Genomic DNA, 17,871 nt, shown 5'->3' with positions numbered 1-17,871 from the left:
CTCAGGCTCCGTTCAAAGCATCGATTTTCAGCTGGACGATCTGGGCGGCAGGATCTGCGCCGAAGGCCTTGAGCGCCTCGCCCCAGGCCTGGATCGCCTGATCTGCATGCCCTTGGGCTGCCAGCACATCGCCGCGCCGATCCGCATACAGGCCTGCAAAGCCGTCAGGCGCCGTGCCTTGCAACTGAGCCAGCGCCAGATCATAGTGTTTCTGCGTCAGCAGCACCCCGGCCAGGCGCAAGCGGGCAACCGCTTGCACGGCGGACGCCGATCCATCGCTCACCAGCCATTCCAGTTGTTCGCGCGCGCCATCCAGATCATTGCGCTCCTGCAGCGCCCAGGCGGCCACCAGCACGCCGCGGGCGGCATAGCCGGAACCGGCATAGTCATGACGCAGCGCCGTGCTGGCCGCCTTGATGCGGGTCACGGCGTCATCGCCCTGTTGACTGGCTGCAGTTTCCAGGGCCTCGTAGTAGCCCATGGCCTGCGAGGCTTGATGCGAGGCATACCACTGCCAGCCGCGCCAGCCGGCAAAGGCGGCCACGACCGCCAGCACCAGCACCATGCCAAAAGTGCCATAGCGTTCCCACCAGGCCTTCAGCGCGTCAATTTTTTCCTGTTCTTCGAGATCGTATGCCATGCCTGTAATCAGATCCTTTGCTTGAGATGATGCACCAGCTGGTCGAAAGCGACCGATTCCTGCTGCGAGTCGCCCTGGGCATCGCCCCGCAGCCATTTCACCGTGGCGGCCCTTGCGGTCAGCTCGTCACCTCCGATGATCACGGCGGCAATCGCCCCGCTGGCATCCGCCCGGCGAAATTGTGATTTAAACCCAGTCGAGCCGGCGTGGACAAGTGCCCGCATGCCCGCATCCCGCAGGGATTCGGCCAGCTGGGCAGCTTGCCGCTGGGCGTCATCACCCTGATGCACCAGATACACCTGGCATTCAGCTGGCGCCGATACCTGCGCATCCTGCTGCCAAAGATCCAGCAGGCGTTCCATGCCGATGGCGAAACCTACTGCCGGAGCGGGTTTGCCGCCCAGCAGTTCGATCAGGCCATCATAGCGCCCGCCGCCGCACACGGTCCCCTGAGCGCCCAGGCGATCCGTCACCCATTCAAAGACGGTTAGATTGTAGTAGTCCAGCCCGCGCACCAGGCGGGGATTCAGGGTATAGACAATGCCGGCATCATCCAGACGGGCGCAGAGGCCCTGATAATGCGCCAGGGACTCGTCCCCCAGGAAATCGAACAGGCGCGGCGCGGCATTGGCCATCTCCTGCATGGCGGGATTTTTTGTATCCAGCACCCGCAGGGGATTGCTATGCATGCGACGCTGGGCTTCGTCGTCAAGCACATCCCTGTGCTGTTCCAAGTGAGCGATCAGTGCAGCGCGATGCGCGGCGCGCTCCGCTGGCTGTCCCAAGGAGTTCAGCTCCAGGCGCATATCATTCAGCCCCAGCAGACGCCACAGTCGCGCCAGCATGAGGATCAGTTCCGCATCCACATCCGGCCCCGGGAAACCCAAGGCCTCGACATCGATCTGGTGGAACTGGCGATACCGGCCGCGCTGAGGGCGTTCGTGCCGAAACACCGGCCCCATGGCGTAGATGCGACGCGGCCGATCATATAGGAAGTTGTGTTCGATCGCCGCGCGCACGATGCCCGCCGTGAATTCCGGACGCATCGTCAGACGCTCGTCATTCAAGGGATCGACAAAGGAATACATCTCTTTTTCGACGATATCGGTGACCTCGCCGATGCCCCGGGTGAACAAATGCGTCTGTTCCAGCACGGGCGTGCGCATGTTCTGGTAGCCATAGCCGGCCAGCCAGTCGCGCACCAGGGATTCCAACTGTTCCCAGCACGCGGATTCAGGCGGCAGGGTATCTTTCATGCCGGTCAGGCCGGCGACTTTCTTGAATTCGGACATGCATCAACCTGCTTGACGCGGCACGACACCCGGACGATGGGCGGGCTGTTCGCCGGCCGTTTGCCCGTAGCGCTGCGCCACATAATCTTCCACGATCTGCTTGAATTCCTCGGCGATGGCATCGCCCTTCAGGGTCACCGTCCGTTGCCCATCGACATAGACCGGCGCGGCGGGAATTTCGCCGGTGCCCGGCAGACTGATACCGATGTCGGCATGACGGCTTTCACCCGGCCCATTGACCACGCAGCCCATGACGGCGACGTGCATGTTTTCGACGCCAGGATACTGATTTTTCCAGACCGGCATCTGCGTGCGCAGATAGGTCTGGATGCTGGCGGCAAGTTCCTGAAAGACGGTGCTGCTGGTGCGTCCGCAACCGGGGCAGGCCACCACCATCGGCGTAAAGGCGCGCAGGCCCATGGTCTGCAGGATTTCCTGGGCCACGATGACTTCACGGCTGCGGTCGCCGCCGGGTTCCGGTGTCAGGGAAATCCGGATCGTGTCGCCGATGCCTTGTTGCAACAAGACAGCCAGCGCTGCCGTCGAGGCCACGATGCCCTTGGACCCCATGCCGGCCTCGGTCAGCCCCAGGTGCAGCGGGTAGTCGCAGCGGCGCGAAAGATCCTGATAGACAGCGATCAGATCCTGCACATGGCTGACCTTGCAAGACAGCACGATGGCATTGCCCGGCAAACCCAATTCCTGGGCGCGTTCCGCATTGCTGATAGCCGAGACCACCAGGGCGTCGCGCATCACGGCATTGGCGGTCCGGGGTGCGGCCTGCGCCGCATTGTCGTCCATCATCCGCGCCAGCAGTTCGTGATCCAGACTGCCCCAGTTCACCCCGATGCGGATGGGCTTGTCATAGCGGCAGGCGACTTCGATCATCTGCGCGAAGTTGTCGTCGCGGCGCTTTCCGCCGCCCATATTGCCCGGATTGATGCGGTATTTGGACAGGGCCTGAGCGCAATCCGGGAACTGCGTCAGCAGCTTGTGGCCGTTGTAATGAAAATCGCCCACCAGAGGGACCGGTACATCCATGCGGTCCAAGGCATTGCGCAGATCGCCGACCCGGGCGGCAGCCTCGGGGGTATTGACCGTAATCCGCACCAGTTCCGATCCTGCCTGCCACAATTCACGCACCTGAAGGGCGGTGGCTTCGGGATCAGCCGTATCGGTATTGGTCATGGACTGCACCACGACCGGAGCATCGCCCCCGACCTGCACCACATGGCCGCCCCAGCGCACCGCAACGGCGCGCGTGGGACGGCGGGCGGCCGTCGAGGGTTCGGTATTCACTGCAGACGTCATGGACGCAAAGCCTTCAACCAATCAAAAACCAACCACTGTTCGGGAACCCAGCCCCGATTAACGGCATAGACGCCGACCACGCCGAACAAGACCAACAGCAGCAGCAGCCAGGCCCAGGTCCGGTGGGCAGGCTCGCCCTTGGGATTCATGTCGGCCTGCTGCAAAGCGCGTCGTGCACCCAGCGCCGTCACGGTAGGTTGCGGCCGGGTAGGACCCACCGCCTGATCCAGCAGGCGCAAGACGGCATCTACGTCGCCATCCAGGAAGCGGGCGTAATTGCGCACCAGGCCGCGCAGAGGCACGCCATCGGGCAAGCGCGCCCAATCATCGGCTTCCAGGTAGCCCAGCTGAATGGCGGAATACTTGATCCGCGCAGAGACTTCAGACAGCGTCAGCCCGCGCGTCTCGCGCAATTGCTTCAGCGAATCCCCGACGGATAGAGTTTCCATGCCAGGTGATTCCTGCCGCATCAGGCTGTCCCTCAGGGATTCACTCATCCATGCTCCTTTTTGCGTATGACGATCCGGGCGCGATCCGGCAAGCGTTCATCGATGCGGGTGCGGTCTCGGACCTCGCCCGCCAATTGGCCACAGGCGGCGTCGATATCGTCGCCCCGTGTCTTGCGTACCGTCACCACCAGTCCTGCATCCAGCAGTTGCTGGGCAAACAGACGGATGCGCGCCGCCGGCGAACGCCGCAGGCCGGACTGTGGGAACGGATTGAAAGGAATCAGATTGAATTTGCAGCGCACCTGCCGGGCGATGTCGATCAGCTCTCGCGCTTGTTCATCCGCATCATTGACTCCATCGAGCATAATGTACTCGAATGTAATGAAGTCGCGGGGCGCGTGATCCAGATAACGGTTGCAGGCAGCCAGCAGTTCCGCCAAGGGGTATTTGCGGTTCAGCGGCACCAGCCGGTCACGCAGCGTGTCATTGGGGGCATGCAGCGACACGGCCAGGGCCACCGGGCAATCCTGAGCCAGCCGGTCGATCATGGGCACAACACCCGATGTCGAGACCGTGACGCGGCGGCGCGACAAGCCATAGGCATGATCGCTGACCATCAAGCGCAAGGCTCCCAATACCTGGTCATAATTCAGCAGGGGTTCGCCCATGCCCATCATGACCACATTGCTGACGGCCCGCTGCGCGTCTTCGGCAGGACCGTTCAGACGGGCTGCATGCGGGTCATCGCGCAAAGCGCGATTGGCGTACCAGAGCTGGCCGATGATCTCGGCGCTCGTCAGGTTGCGGCTGAAGCCCTGATAGCCAGTCGAGCAGAAAGGACAGGCCACCGTGCAGCCGGCCTGACTGGAAATACAGAGCGTGCCGCGATCGTCTTCGGGAATGAACACCGTTTCGATGGCATTGCCGGCTCCCATGTCGAACAGCCATTTGCGCGTACCGTCGCTGGAGCGTTTTTCCAGATTCAGGGGGGGCGCCTGCACGACGCAGTGCGCATCCAATTGCGCACGAAAATCCTTGGCCAGATCGCTCATGTCGGCAAACCGATCCACACCGCGCTGGTGTACCCATTGGGACAGCTGCCGCGCACGAAAGGGCTTGCCGCCCCATTGTGCGACCAGCGCTTCCAGGGCGGCCGGGTCAAGACCCAGGACATTGACGGATTCGGTGCCAGACATGAACGATCAACCAATAAAAACCGATGCCCTTTCAGCAGGGCACCCAGGGCCCGGATATCCGTGCCCCGTCAGCCGGCATCAGCGGCTGAACACATTGCTTTCGGGAAAGAAAAACGCGATTTCAACCGCAGCCGTTTCCGCCGCATCGGAACCATGCACGGCATTGGCGTCGATGCTGTCGGCGAAGTCGGCGCGAATGGTGCCGGGAGCCGCTTTTTTCGGATCGGTGGCGCCCATCAGGTCACGGTTCTTGGCAATCGCAGATTCACCTTCCAGCACCTGGACAAATACCGGGCCGGATACCATGAAGTCCACCAGATCCTTGAAGAAGGGGCGCGCGCTGTGAACCGCATAGAAGCGCTCGGCTTCGCTGCGCGACAGCTGCTGCAAACGAGCGGCGATGACCTTCAGATCGGCCTGCTCGAAGCGGGCGACGATCTGGCCGATGACGTTTTTCGCTACGGCGTCGGGCTTGATGATGGAAAGAGTGCGTTCGATAGCCATGAAAAGATTTCCGGTAAAGAAACGGGAAAAGGGATTTTCCCGATGCAAAGGTAGAATGAATCCCGCGCGACGCGCAGCCAGCCAAAAAGCAGGCGTTGCGGATGCTAACGGTCAACCGCGCATTTTACCATGCGCGATTTCCACCACATCCGCCTACAATGATCGTTTTTTCGTCGTCAGAACCCATGAGCGATTCACACTCCCTTCCCAAAAGCTTTGAACCCCAGGATATCGAATCCCGCTGGTATGACGAATGGAATCGACGGGGGCTGTTCGCCGGGGGACGGCATGTCGAACCGGCTGCTGGGCGCGCGTCCACGCCCTTTGCCATCCAGTTTCCGCCGCCCAACGTCACCGGCACCCTGCACATGGGCCACGCCTTCAACCAGACCGTCATGGACGGCCTGATCCGCTACCATCGGATGAACGGCGACGACACGGTCTTTATTCCCGGCACCGACCACGCGGGCATCGCCACCCAGATCGTGGTCGAACGTCAATTGGATGCCGAAGGCATTTCACGCCACGACCTGGGGCGGGAAAAATTCCTGGAACGCGTCTGGGCCTGGAAGGAAAAATCCGGCAGCACCATCACCGGTCAGTTTCGCCGCCTGGGCTCGTCGTGCGACTGGTCGCGTGAATACTTCACCATGGACGACCGCCTGTCGCGCGGAGTCGTCGAGACCTTTGTGCGTCTATATGAACAGGGCCTGATCTACCGAGGCAAGCGCCTGGTGAACTGGGATCCGGTACTGGGTACCGCCGTCTCCGATCTGGAAGTCGTCAGCGCCGAAGAAAACGGCCACATGTGGGAAATCCGCTATCCGCTGACCACTCCGGCCGATGGCCTGACCCATCTGGTCGTCGCCACCACGCGGCCGGAAACCATGCTGGGCGACGTGGCCGTCATGGTGCACCCCGACGACGAACGCTACGCCCGCCTGGTCGGACGCACCGTCACCCTGCCCCTGGTCGGGCGGGAAATCCCCATCATCGCCGACGACTACGTCGACCGTGAATTCGGCACCGGCGTCGTCAAAGTCACGCCGGCGCACGATTTCAACGACTATGCCGTGGGTCAGCGGCACGGCCTGCCCATGATCAGCGTGCTGACCCTGGATGCCAGGATCAACGACGACGCCCCTGCCGCCTACCGCGGCCTGGACCGCTACGAGGCCCGCAAACGCATCGTGGCCGACCTGGAATCCCAAGGCCTGCTGCAACAGGTGCGCGACCATAAACTGATGGTACCGCGCGGCGATCGCACCAACAGCATCATCGAACCCATGCTGACGGACCAATGGTTCGTCGCCATGAGCAAAGCCGCTCCCGAGGACAGCCTGCACCCCGGCAAGAGCATCACCGAGGTCGCCCTGGACGTCGTGGCCGATGGCCGCGTGCGCTTCGTCCCCGAAAACTGGACGACCACCTATAACCAGTGGCTGGAAAAAATCCAGGACTGGTGCATTTCCCGACAGCTGTGGTGGGGCCACCAAATCCCCGCCTGGCACGCTGAAGACGGCCGCATCTTCGTCGCCCGCTCGGCCGAAGACGCCGAACGGCAGGCCCGCGCCGCCGGCGTCACCGGCCCGCTCATCCGCGACCCGGACGTGCTGGACACCTGGTTCTCGTCGGCGCTGGTGCCCTTCACCGACCTGGGCTGGCCCGAACAGACCCCTGACCTGGCCCGCTACCTGCCCTCCAGCGTGCTGGTGACGGGCTTCGACATCATTTTCTTCTGGGTCGCGCGCATGATCATGATGAGCATGCACCAAACCGGCCAGGTGCCTTTCCACACGGTCTACGTGCACGGCCTGGTCTGCGACATGGAAGGCAAGAAAATGTCCAAATCCAAGGGCAACACCATCGACCCGGTGGACTTGATCGACGGCATTTCGCTGGACCCGCTGCTGGCCAAGCGTACGGCGGGCCTGATGAACCCCAAGCAGGCCGACGCGATCCGCAAACGCACCCGCAAGGACTACCCCGATGGCATCCCCGCCTATGGCGCCGATGCGCTGCGCTTCACCATGGCCGCCTACGCCACCCTGGGGCGCAACATCAACTTCGACCTGAAGCGTTGCGAAGGCTATCGAAATTTCTGCAACAAGCTCTGGAACGCCACCCGCTTTGTGCTGATGAACGTCGAGGGCCACGACCTGGGCCAGCCTCAGGCAGGCGATCTGTCCTTTGCCGATCGCTGGATCATCGACGGCCTGCAGCAACTGATCCGCGACGTCCACGCAGGATTCGATCAATACCGCTTCGATCAGGTGGCCGACCGCCTGTACCACTTCATCTGGGACGAATACTGCGACTGGTACCTGGAACTGGCCAAAGTCCGCCTGCAAACCGGTGACGCCATCCAGCAGGCGGCGACGCGCCGCACCCTGATCCATGTGCTGGAAACCCTGCTGCGCCTGGCGCACCCGATCATGCCCTTCATCACCGAAGAGCTCTGGCAGAAAGTCTCGGTGGCGGCGGGCGTGCGCCGCGACGACGACACCGCCAGCATCAGCACGCAGGCCTATCCGCAAACCCGCGACACGCTGCTGGACGCCGACGCCACCCGCCGCATGGCGACCTTCAAGTCGCTGACCGACGCGATCCGGGCGCTACGCGGAGAAATGAACCTGGCGCCGGGTCAGCGCGTGCCCCTGCTGGTCCAGGGAGCCGACGCCGGTCTGGACGAGCTGAGCCCCTACCTGATGGCGCTGGCCAGACTGGACAACGTCCAGGCCGTGGACAGCCTGCCTGACCTGGGCGCCCCGGTGCAGGTCGTGGGCACGACCCAGCTGATGCTGCACGTGGAAATCGACGTGGCGGCCGAACGCGCCCGCCTGGACAAGGAAATCGACCGCCTGGAAAAGGAAATCGCCAAGGCCGAGCACAAACTGTCCAATGCCAGCTTCGTCGAACGCGCCCCAGCAGCCGTCGTCGAGCAGGAAAAGGCCCGGATGGTCCAGTTCGGTGAAACCCTGGAGCGCGTCCGCGTACAGCGGGACCGCTTGAAGGACTGAGCGACGGCGCGGGGGGCGGCAAGCACCGCGCCCCCTGCCCTTTGCCTACAGCCCTTCGCGCATGACGCGCTTATTAAGTTTGCCGACGCTGGTGCGCGGCAAGGCATCCATGAAACGCACCTGCTCAGGCACGGCATAGCGGGACAATCGGCCCGCATCGACTTCCGCCTGCACCAGCGCCCGGATCTGCGCCGCATCGGCGGACTGTCCGGGCCGCAGCACCACCAGAGCCAGAGGACGTTCCCCCCACCGCTCATCGGGCGCAGCCACCACGGCGACTTCACTGACGGCGGGGTGGCGGGAAATCGTATCTTCCAGCGCCAGGGACGACACCCATTCGCCGCCGGTCTTGATGACGTCCTTCAGGCGATCCGTGACCGTCAACATGCCCCGGGCATCCAGCATGCCGATGTCTCCTGTGTGCAGCCAGCCGCCCTGCCACAGGGCCTCAGAGGCCTGCGGATTGTGCAGGTAGCCTTGCGTCAACCAGGGCGCGCGGACCACGATTTCCCCCACGCTGAAACCATCGTGCGCCACATCCTGCATCCGCTCATCCACCACCCGCAGCGCCACCAGGGGAATGGCATACCCCGTGCGCGTGCGGTCACGCAACTGCGTCTGCGCATCCGCCGCCGCATCCCGCAATTGCACCAGCGTCAGGATCGGGCAGGTTTCGGACATGCCGTATCCGGTGAACACATCCATGCCGCGATCCAACGCCGCCTGCGCCAGCCCCTGAGGCAGGGCGGAGCCGCCGATGATCATCTTGAGAGCGGAAAAATCCATGTCTGCCGCATCGGCATGACCCAGCAGCATATGCAGGATGGTCGGCACCGAATGGGAAAAAGTGACCCGTTCATCCCGGATCAGGCGCAACAGCGCTTCAGGCAGATAACGCCCCGGATAGATCTGCTGCAGTCCCAGCATCGTGGCGACATACGGCAGTCCCCAGGCATGCACGTGAAACATGGGCGTCATGGGCATATAGACATCGTCCCGATGCAACCGCCCCTGCGCCAGCGGGCTGCCCAGCACCGCCGCAACGGACAAGGTGTGCAGGACCAACTGCCGATGGCTGAAGAACACCCCTTTGGGACGACCGGTGGTCCCGGTCGTATAGAAAGTGGTGGCGCGGGTCTGCTCATCCAGCTCGGGAAACTCAAAATCCGCCCCAGCCTGCGACAAGAGGGCTTCGTATTCACCATCGGGGCCCGAGCGACCGCCATCCGGCTGATCGGTCAAGGAAAGATAATGACGCACCGTCTGCAGCTGCGGCCGGATCGCGCCGAGAATGGGAACGAAATCGTCGTGGATCAACAGCACGCCGGCTCCGGCATCATTCAGGGTATAGGCGATCTGATCGGGCGAAAGGCGGACATTGACGGTCTGCAGGATCGCACCCATCATGGGCACCGCAAAGAATGCCTCGAGATAGCGATGGCTGTCCCAATCCATGATCGCCACGGTATCGCCCTGGCGCACCCCCATATTGCCCAACGCGCGGGCCAGGCGCACCACCCGGTCGAAGAAATCCGCATAGCGCAAACGGCGGCCCTGATACACGATTTCATTCTGGCTGGCAGTCGCCCGAGCCGACTCAAAGAGTTGCTTGATCAGCAAAGGATAGCCGTAGGCCGACGATGCGGCCATCGGGGAATCAGCGATCATGGACAGGCCTCCTGGTGGATAACACGTGTGTTATGGGTTTATACCCCAGGCCCGCGTTTGAAATCCGCTAAGATGAACCTATCCCTATTTTTCCGGCGACACCCATGAATTCCGCTGCTTTCCAGCCTGTGATCGAATCCCTGCTGGATACCGACCTATACAAGTTCACGATGTGGCAGGCCATGCTGCATCGCCATCCGGCGGCCCAGGCGGAATACCGCTTCATCTGCCGCCAAGCGCCCGAGCACCCGCTGGCCGATCTGGCGCCAGCCATCGAAGCCCAGATCGACCACCTATGCAGCCTGCGGTTCAGTCAGGCGGAACTGGATTATCTGGGCCGGCTGCGCTATATCAAATCCGATTTTGTCGATTTTCTCTCGCTCTTTCATTTTCAGCGGCGCTTCATCCAGGTCAGCACGCAAGGCGATACCTTGGATATCGTTGCCAGAGGCCCGCAGGTTCATGTCATGGCGTTTGAAATATTCATACTGGCCATCGTCAACGAACTGTATTTCCGTCGTCACCAGACACCTGACGTCATGGCCGAAGGCCGCCGCCGCTTGCAGGAAAAAATCGCCTTGCTGCAGGATTTTTCCACACAGCCCGCCCGCCGTTTCCCGCTGCAGATTTCCGATTTCGGCCTGCGGCGGCGCTTTTCCCGCGCCTGGCAGATCGAGGTCGTGGAACAACTCCGAGCCGCCGTCCCGCATATCGTCACTGCCACCTCGAATGTCGCGCTGGCAAAATCCCACGAACTGGTGCCGGTGGGTACCATGGCGCATGAATATCTGCAGTCCTACCAAGCTTTCGGCAAGGTCCGCCTGCGGGATTTTCAACGCAGCGCCCTGGAAGACTGGGTGCAGGAATATCGGGGGGATCTGGGCATCGCTCTGACCGACGTGGTGGGCATGGACGCATTCCTGGCGGATTTCGACCTGTATTTCGCCAAGCTGTTTGACGGCTTGCGCCATGATTCAGGCGACCCGATCGCCTGGGGCGAAAAGGCGTTGGCGCATTATCGAACCTTGCGTATCGACCCCGCCAGCAAGCGATTCGTCTTTTCCGACGGCCTGGATCTACCGCGAACGTTGGATATCTACCATCACTTTGCAGATCAGGTTCAACTGGGATTCGGCATCGGCACGAACCTGACGAACGACCTGGGTCCCCGCCCCTTGAATATCGTCATGAAGCTGTTTGAATGCAATGGCATGCCTACCGCGAAACTACCCGACAGCCCCGGCAAGGAACACTGCACAGATGCGACTTTCCTGGCTTATCTGCGACAGGTATTCGGCCGGAACCCGCAGCTCGCAAGCTGAATGCACAGCGGGCCCGATCGGGGCCCGCGCCTGCCGCCGTGCCGGCAAGATCAGGAGGCCGTGCCCCCTACTGTCAGACCGTCGATACGCAGCGTCGGCATGCCAACCCCGACAGGGACGCTTTGGCCTTCCTTGCCGCACGTGCCGACCCCCGAATCCAGCGCCAGATCATGGCCGATCATGCCGATGCGGCGCATGGCTTCCGGACCGCTGCCGATCAGCGTAGCGCCCTTGACCGGGTGGGTGATCTTGCCCTTTTCGATCAGATAGGCCTCGGAGGCGGAAAACACGAATTTCCCGCTGGTGATGTCTACCTGACCGCCGCCGAAATTGGCGGCATATAGCCCTCGATCGACGGATGCGATGATTTCCTGCGGGTCGGCCTTGCCTGCCAGCATATAGGTATTGGTCATGCGAGGCATGGGCAGGTGCGCATAGGATTCGCGCCGGCCATTGCCGGTAGGCGCCTGTTTCATCAGCCGCGCATTCAAAGAATCCTGCATATAGCCGCGCAATACGCCGTCTTCGATCAGCACGTTATGCTGAGTGGGATGACCCTCGTCGTCCACATTCAGAGAGCCGCGCCGATCCGCCAATGTACCGTCATCGACCACCGTGACCCCACGCGAGGCGACGCGTTCTCCGATACGCCCGGAAAACACGCTGGACCCCTTGCGATTGAAATCGCCTTCCAGACCGTGGCCGACGGCTTCGTGCAGCAATATGCCGGGCCAGCCAGACCCCAGCACCACCGTCATCTGCCCTGCCGGGGCCGGGCGCGCCTGCAGATTGACCCGGGCTTCGTGCACGGCACGGTCCACATAGCCGCGCAGAATGTCGTCCGTAAAGTAGGCCAGGCCGGTACGACCGCCCCCGCCGCCATGACCCATTTCGCGCCGGCCCTTGCGCTCGGCGATGACCGTCAGGGACAGCCGCACCAGCGGACGCACGTCGGCCACCAGGCGACCGTCACTGCCGGCCACCAGGATGACGTCATATTCTGCCGCCAGGCCCGCCATGACCTGAATGATTTCCGGATCCGCCGCGCGCGCCATGGACTCGACGCGTTCCAGCAGGGCGACCTTATCGGGCGCGGACAGGGAATCCACAGGATTGACTGCCGGATATAAATGATGGGGCGACTCCAGCCCGCCATCCACGCGGCGGCGCCCTGCCCCCTGACGAGCAATGGTGCGCACCGCCTGGGCCGAAGACAGCAAGGCAGCCGGGGACAGGCTGTCGGAATAGGCGAAAGCGGTCTTTTCACCGCTGACGGCCCGCACCCCGACGCCTTGATCGATCGAGAAACTGCCTGTTTTGACGATGCCTTCTTCAAGGCTCCAGCCCTCGGAGCAGCTGTATTGAAAATACAGATCGGCATAATCGACCCGATGGGTGTGAATTTCGGACAGCGCACGGGCGAGATGGGATTCATCCAGCCCCCAGGGGTCCAACAACAGGGAGCGCGCAGTATTCAGGGCATCCAGGCCCGGTTCAATCACTTTCATCAGAAACAATCCATATACAACATCACATGACCCGATGGCGCAAGGCCGGCAGCGACTGGCGCACAGACGCCAGACGAGCGGCATCCAGCACCCCCGCAGCAATACCGGGGCCTTCGGGCAGACGGCTGAGCACATCCCCCCAGGGGTCGATCAGCATCGAATGCCCCCAGGTGCGACGCCCGTTTTCATGAACGCCACCCTGAGCGCTGGCCAACACGTAGCACTGATTCTCGATCGCGCGCGCACGCAGCAGCACTTCCCAGTGTACAGAACCCGTGGTGTACGTGAAAGCGGCGGGCAGCACCATCAAACGCACTTCTCCCTGGGCCCGGAAAAATTCCGGAAATCGCAGGTCGTAGCAAATGCCCAGCGCCACCCGCCCGAACGGGAGTTCAAATACCTGGGGCGGTGCATCGCCTGGCCGGATAGCGACCGATTCATCGTAGGATTCCGCCCCTTTCTGAAAGCCGAATAAATGAATCTTGTCGTAGCGGGCGCATAAATCGCCCTGCGGCCCATAGACCAGGCAGGCATTGTAAATGCGATGGGCGTCCGGACTACGCAAAGGCAAGGTCCCGCCCACCAGCCAAACTCCGTGCTGCTGGGCCTGTTGCGCTAAAAAATCCTGAATCGGCCCATCGCCGGGGGTTTCCGCGAGCGCCAGTTTGTCTTGATCGTGCCGCCCCATGAAACAAAAATATTCAGGCAAGGCAATCAAACGGGCGCCGCCCTGAGCCGCCTGAGCGATCCCATGCGCAGCCTGCTGCAGATTATCCTGCACCGACAAACCCGACACCATCTGCACGGCGGCGACTGAAAGAGAAATATCCTGCATATTCAATGATTCCTGACCTTCAGAAAGAGGGATTCAATATCTGATACATAATCCATAATGATTTATCTTGCACACACAGATCAAAATCCGATTAAAATCCCAAGTTGCCCTGGATAAGGACTGCCGGGTATCTTTGGATACGGCATCCCTGAATATCGGCCAGGCCTAAATCCCTACCCTCGGAGCATCGAATGGCCCGTACCAGTTACGCCTCGCAAAAAACCCGGCTGGAAAAAGAAAAAGCCAAAATCGAAAAACAGCTGCAAACCCTGCAAGCCAAACAACGCAAACCGGTCATTACGTCCATCGTCCGGTCCATGCGTGATTATGGCATTACTCCGGAAGAAATCTCCGCCGTCTTTGACCGCAAATCCGCCACCCGCGGCACCGCAGCGCCCCGCAAGGCCGCTGGCGCCAAGCGCGTCATTGCGCCGAAATACCGCCATCCCGACACCAAGGCAGAATGGACCGGTCGTGGCAAACCGCCGCGTTGGATCTCCGACGCCGAAGCCGCTGGCACCCCGCGCACGGCATTCCTGATTGATCAAACAGCCGCCTGATCAATTCCTGACTGGTGCGCTATTCCAAAGGGTAGCGCACCGGCACGACCTGGCCGTTGCGGCCGGGAAAATGATCAAACAAGGCACGTGCCAGATAGGGCATGGCGGCATCCAGCTGGCTATCCCGCCCCGTCGTCATGGCCGTCGCCCGATAGACTTCACGCCCCTGTTGGGTCTGATCGTCGATCCGCACGGACAGATGCAGGCGGCTGACGACGACCGGCACGGTTTCCACCACCGGCCCCGGCCCCCATACCCCCCAAGCATGGCGGTAGCCGAATCCCGGCCCCGGAAATCCGCTATAGAAATACGGGTCCACGACACGCTGGCGCCATTCCTGTTCCTGGCGGCTGCCATAATCCACATGCACAATGAACCGCGCCTGCGCGGCAGATTGCGCCTCGACCAGCCCGGTAGGCCCCAGCGCCGCACGCACGGTATCGGCGAATGTCTGGAACTGCAGGTTATTTTGCTGGGCCGCCGCAGGCTCGATCCAGTAATGAGCGCCCTCAGTCTGCGCCGGCCATTGCTGATAGCGCGTCACCTGCGCGGAAAAGACGCTGGCGCAACCGCCCAGGGCCATCATCACGAATACCGGTCCCAGCCAGAACCGGAGCACACGCGCCCAAACCGACAAGCGTTTCATGACACCCGACATCTGCAAACAATAAGTGCTTCATCATAGGCGCTGCCCCTGTCCGGTGGAAGCCGTCGGTTGCACTCCGACACAAGCGGTTCCAGGCAGTCGCACGCCCGCCAAGACCTATTCAGCCGACTACAATGATGCCTTGATGAAGGCTTCAGGGAAGGAACCATGCGCACCGACATTGCCCAGACGATCTACCGCCACGATTACACCCCGTTTCCCTACCGCCTGTCCCAGGTCCGGCTGGAATTCGATCTGGATGCCAACGCGACACAAGTCCATTCCACACTGCATTTCGAACCTGGCCAACACACGCCCCCTGGCGCCGCGCTGATCCTGCAGGGCGAAGACCTGGAACTGGTCGCCGTTCGCATCGACGGGCAACTCATGGGCGCCACAGATTACCGGCTGGACGAGTCCACGCTGCAATTGACGCCGCCAGCCCACGGCAAGCCCTTTGTCATCGACATCACCAGCCGCTGCCACCCAGCGCAAAACACGACGTTGATGGGCCTGTACGTATCGGGCGGAAAACTCTTTACCCAGTGCGAAGCCCAGGGCTTCCGGCGCATCACCTGGTTTCCCGACCGCCCCGACGTCATGTCCTGCTACGACGTGGTTCTGCGCGCCGACCCGGCGATCTATCCCGCACTGCTGTCCAACGGCAACCTGATCGAGCAGACCGTATTGCCCGATGGCCGCCTGCAGACGCTCTGGCGCGATCCACACCCCAAGCCCTGCTATCTCTTTGCCCTGGTGGCGGGCGATTTCGACTGCCTCGAGCGCACGGAAACCACCCGCAGCGGCCGATCCGTCCTGCTGCAGGTCTATAGCGACCGGGGCTGCCTCGAACAGACCCGGTGGGCGCTGGACTGCTTGGCGCACGCGCTGCACTGGGACGAACAGCGCTTTGGTCTGGAACTCGACCTGGATCGCTTCATGGTGGTGGCTGCCCGCGACTTCAATATGGGCGCCATGGAAAACAAGGGCCTGAACGTCTTCAACGCCGCCTATGTTCTGGCCGACCCGGCCAGCGCCACCGATGGGACCTACCGCCACATCGAGGCCGTCATCGGCCACGAGTACTTCCACAACTGGACCGGCAACCGCGTCACCTGCCGCGATTGGTTCCAGCTATCCCTGAAAGAGGGCCTGACGGTATTTCGCGAACAGGAATTTTCCGCCGACATGCTGGCCCAGGGCCTGCCGGCACAAGCCGCCGCCAGCGCTCGCGCCGTCAAACGTATCGACGATGTACATCTGCTGCGCATGATGCAGTTTCCCGAAGATGCAGGCCCCATGGCCCACCCCATCCGCCCTGACAGCTATCAGGAAATCGGCAATTTCTACACCGCCACCATTTACGAAAAGGGCGCCGAAGTCATCCGCATGCAGCACACGCTGCTGGGCGAAGCCGGCTTTCGGGCGGGCATCGACGAATACTTCCGCCGCCACGATGGCCAGGCCGTCACCTGCGATGATTTCGTCAACGCCATGGAATCGGTCTACACCCGCCAGCACCCTGGGCAGGATTTCCGGATTTTCCGCCGTTGGTATGAGCAGGCCGGCACCCCGCGCGTACACATCGAACAACGCTACGATCCCGCCGCACGCCAGCTGCACCTGACGCTGAGCCAGCACTGCGCGCCGGTAGGCCTGGAAGCCCGCCAGCAACCGCCTGCCGAGAAACCCCCGCTGCACATTCCCGTCGCCATCGGCCTGCTCGATCAAAACGGCCAGCCGCTGCCGATTGTCCTGAACGGCCAGACCCGAGACACCTTGGTCCTCGAACTGCGCCAGCCCAGCCAATCCTGGACGCTGGACGATGTCCCCCAGGCCCCTGTCCTGTCGCTGCTGCGCGGATATTCAGCCCCCGTCATCATCGACACCGAACGCCCCGCGGCAGAATTGGCCCTGCTGGCTCGCTGCGACCCGGATCCCTTCGCCCGCTGGGATGCCACTCAGGAAACGGCGCTGCGCCACCTGCTGGCCGGCATCCACGCCCATCAGACACAAGCGCCCTCTCTGGATACCGCCCCGCTGCAGGCGCTGTGGCAGGCCGCCCTGGAAGACGACAGTCTGTCGCCCGCCTATCGCGCCCGCTTGCTGGCCCTGCCGGCGCTGCGCGAGCTGATCGAACGCAGCACGCCCATGGATCCTCAGGCCGCCGTAGCCGTCTGGAACCGCACCCAGGCAGCGCTGGGAAAGCATCTGGCCGCCGCTTGGCGCACCCTATACGATGCGCTGGCCGACGATGGCAGCCCGTATTCTCCCGACCCGGTGGCCTCTGGCCGCCGCGCACTGCGCAATCTGGCGCTGGCCTATCTGCTGGCCGGCCAGGAAACCCAGGCCATCCAGAGCGCTCGGCATCAATACACCCAGGCGCGCAACATGACGGAAAGCCTGGGAGCCCTGAGCGCCTTGCTGCAGCATGCGCCCCAGGACTGCGCCGACCTGCTGCAGGATTTCCATACCCGCTGGCAACACGCCCCCCTGGTCCTGGACAGCTGGTTCAGCGTACAGGCCAGCGCGCCGTCCGCCTCGGTCGCCAAGGTCCGGGCGCTGATGGCCCTGCCCGACTTCACGATGCGCACCCCCAACCGCGCGCGCGCCGTGATTTTCCGCTTCGTCATGGATAATCCGGCCAATCTGCACACGCCGGAAGGCTATGACTTCTGGGCCGAACAGGTGCTGGCCCTGAATGGACTCAATCCGGAAGTGGCGGCACGCCTGGCGCGCGCTTTCGACAACTGGGCGCGCTTCGAACCCGCCAGCCGCAGCGGCATGCAAGCCGCCTTGCAGCAGGTGCTGGCCAGCCCAGGCCTGTCGCGCAACGTGCACGAAATCATTTCCAAGGCGCTGGCATCCTGAGACTCATGCCGGCGCCCGGACCTGCTTTATTTTTTCAATGGGGAACACT

At 62.4% G+C, this 17,871-nt stretch carries 14 protein-coding genes; 4 read left to right on the top strand and 10 right to left on the bottom strand.

Going from position 1 to position 17,871, the window contains the following annotated elements:
* Position 1: 1 nt before the first annotated feature.
* The 6 genes from VDP79_RS05845 to ndk form a co-directional block, all read right to left on the bottom strand.
* A complete protein-coding gene (locus tag VDP79_RS05845) occupies positions 2-640 on the bottom strand; it encodes a tetratricopeptide repeat protein (RefSeq protein ID WP_323017285.1) in 639 nt (212 codons plus the stop codon).
* Positions 641-648: 8 nt separating this feature from the next.
* Complete coding sequence (gene hisS / locus VDP79_RS05840) at positions 649-1,932, bottom strand: histidine--tRNA ligase (RefSeq protein WP_323017284.1); 1,284 nt, start codon at positions 1,930-1,932, stop codon at positions 649-651.
* Positions 1,933-1,935: 3 nt separating this feature from the next.
* A complete protein-coding gene (gene ispG, locus VDP79_RS05835; RefSeq protein ID WP_323017283.1) occupies positions 1,936-3,243 on the bottom strand; it encodes a flavodoxin-dependent (E)-4-hydroxy-3-methylbut-2-enyl-diphosphate synthase in 1,308 nt (435 codons plus the stop codon).
* On the bottom strand, positions 3,240-3,692 hold the full coding sequence (locus VDP79_RS05830) for a helix-turn-helix transcriptional regulator (RefSeq protein ID WP_323017282.1): 453 nt from the start codon (positions 3,690-3,692) through the stop codon (positions 3,240-3,242). The genes ispG and VDP79_RS05830 overlap by 4 nt, the downstream gene beginning before the upstream one ends.
* A gap of 44 nt (positions 3,693-3,736) precedes the next feature.
* Positions 3,737-4,888, bottom strand: a complete 1,152-nt coding sequence (gene rlmN / locus VDP79_RS05825; RefSeq protein ID WP_323017281.1) for a 23S rRNA (adenine(2503)-C(2))-methyltransferase RlmN — start codon at positions 4,886-4,888, stop codon at positions 3,737-3,739.
* Positions 4,889-4,966: 78 nt separating this feature from the next.
* Positions 4,967-5,392, bottom strand: coding sequence for a nucleoside-diphosphate kinase (gene ndk, locus VDP79_RS05820; protein WP_323017280.1), 426 nt, complete (start codon positions 5,390-5,392; stop codon positions 4,967-4,969).
* Positions 5,393-5,550: 158 nt separating this feature from the next.
* On the opposite strand from ndk, the gene VDP79_RS05815 reads away from it, so the two are divergent.
* The gene (locus VDP79_RS05815; protein WP_323017279.1) at positions 5,551-8,412 is read left to right on the top strand and encodes a valine--tRNA ligase; all 2,862 of its coding nucleotides are present in this window, start codon (positions 5,551-5,553) and stop codon (positions 8,410-8,412) included.
* A 45-nt stretch (positions 8,413-8,457) separates the two neighbouring features.
* Here the strand turns inward: VDP79_RS05815 and VDP79_RS05810 are convergent, their stop codons facing one another.
* A complete protein-coding gene (locus VDP79_RS05810; protein WP_323017278.1) occupies positions 8,458-10,080 on the bottom strand; it encodes a fatty acid--CoA ligase in 1,623 nt (540 codons plus the stop codon).
* Between the two features lie 104 nt (positions 10,081-10,184).
* On the opposite strand from VDP79_RS05810, the gene pncB reads away from it, so the two are divergent.
* The gene (gene pncB, locus VDP79_RS05805) at positions 10,185-11,402 is read left to right on the top strand and encodes a nicotinate phosphoribosyltransferase (RefSeq protein ID WP_323017277.1); all 1,218 of its coding nucleotides are present in this window, start codon (positions 10,185-10,187) and stop codon (positions 11,400-11,402) included.
* A 50-nt stretch (positions 11,403-11,452) separates the two neighbouring features.
* On the opposite strand, the gene tldD is transcribed toward pncB, so the two are convergent.
* The gene (gene tldD, locus VDP79_RS05800) at positions 11,453-12,910 is read right to left on the bottom strand and encodes a metalloprotease TldD (protein WP_323017276.1); all 1,458 of its coding nucleotides are present in this window, start codon (positions 12,908-12,910) and stop codon (positions 11,453-11,455) included.
* Between the two features lie 22 nt (positions 12,911-12,932).
* A complete protein-coding gene (locus tag VDP79_RS05795) occupies positions 12,933-13,745 on the bottom strand; it encodes a carbon-nitrogen hydrolase family protein (RefSeq protein ID WP_323017275.1) in 813 nt (270 codons plus the stop codon).
* A gap of 191 nt (positions 13,746-13,936) precedes the next feature.
* Between VDP79_RS05795 and VDP79_RS05790 the strand changes: the two genes are divergently transcribed.
* Positions 13,937-14,305: an H-NS histone family protein gene (locus tag VDP79_RS05790; RefSeq protein WP_323017274.1), complete on the top strand. Its 369-nt coding sequence runs from the start codon at positions 13,937-13,939 to the stop codon at positions 14,303-14,305.
* A gap of 19 nt (positions 14,306-14,324) precedes the next feature.
* On the opposite strand, the gene VDP79_RS05785 is transcribed toward VDP79_RS05790, so the two are convergent.
* Complete coding sequence (locus tag VDP79_RS05785) at positions 14,325-14,951, bottom strand: DUF4136 domain-containing protein (protein WP_323017273.1); 627 nt, start codon at positions 14,949-14,951, stop codon at positions 14,325-14,327.
* Positions 14,952-15,119: 168 nt separating this feature from the next.
* On the opposite strand from VDP79_RS05785, the gene pepN reads away from it, so the two are divergent.
* Positions 15,120-17,822, top strand: a complete 2,703-nt coding sequence (gene pepN, locus VDP79_RS05780) for an aminopeptidase N (protein WP_323017272.1) — start codon at positions 15,120-15,122, stop codon at positions 17,820-17,822.
* Positions 17,823-17,871 lie beyond the last annotated feature (49 nt).

This window comes from Castellaniella sp. (genome assembly GCF_034675905.1).
Taxonomy (GTDB): domain Bacteria; phylum Pseudomonadota; class Gammaproteobacteria; order Burkholderiales; family Burkholderiaceae_B; genus Castellaniella.
This window is presented reverse-complemented; position numbering and strand designations above follow the sequence as displayed.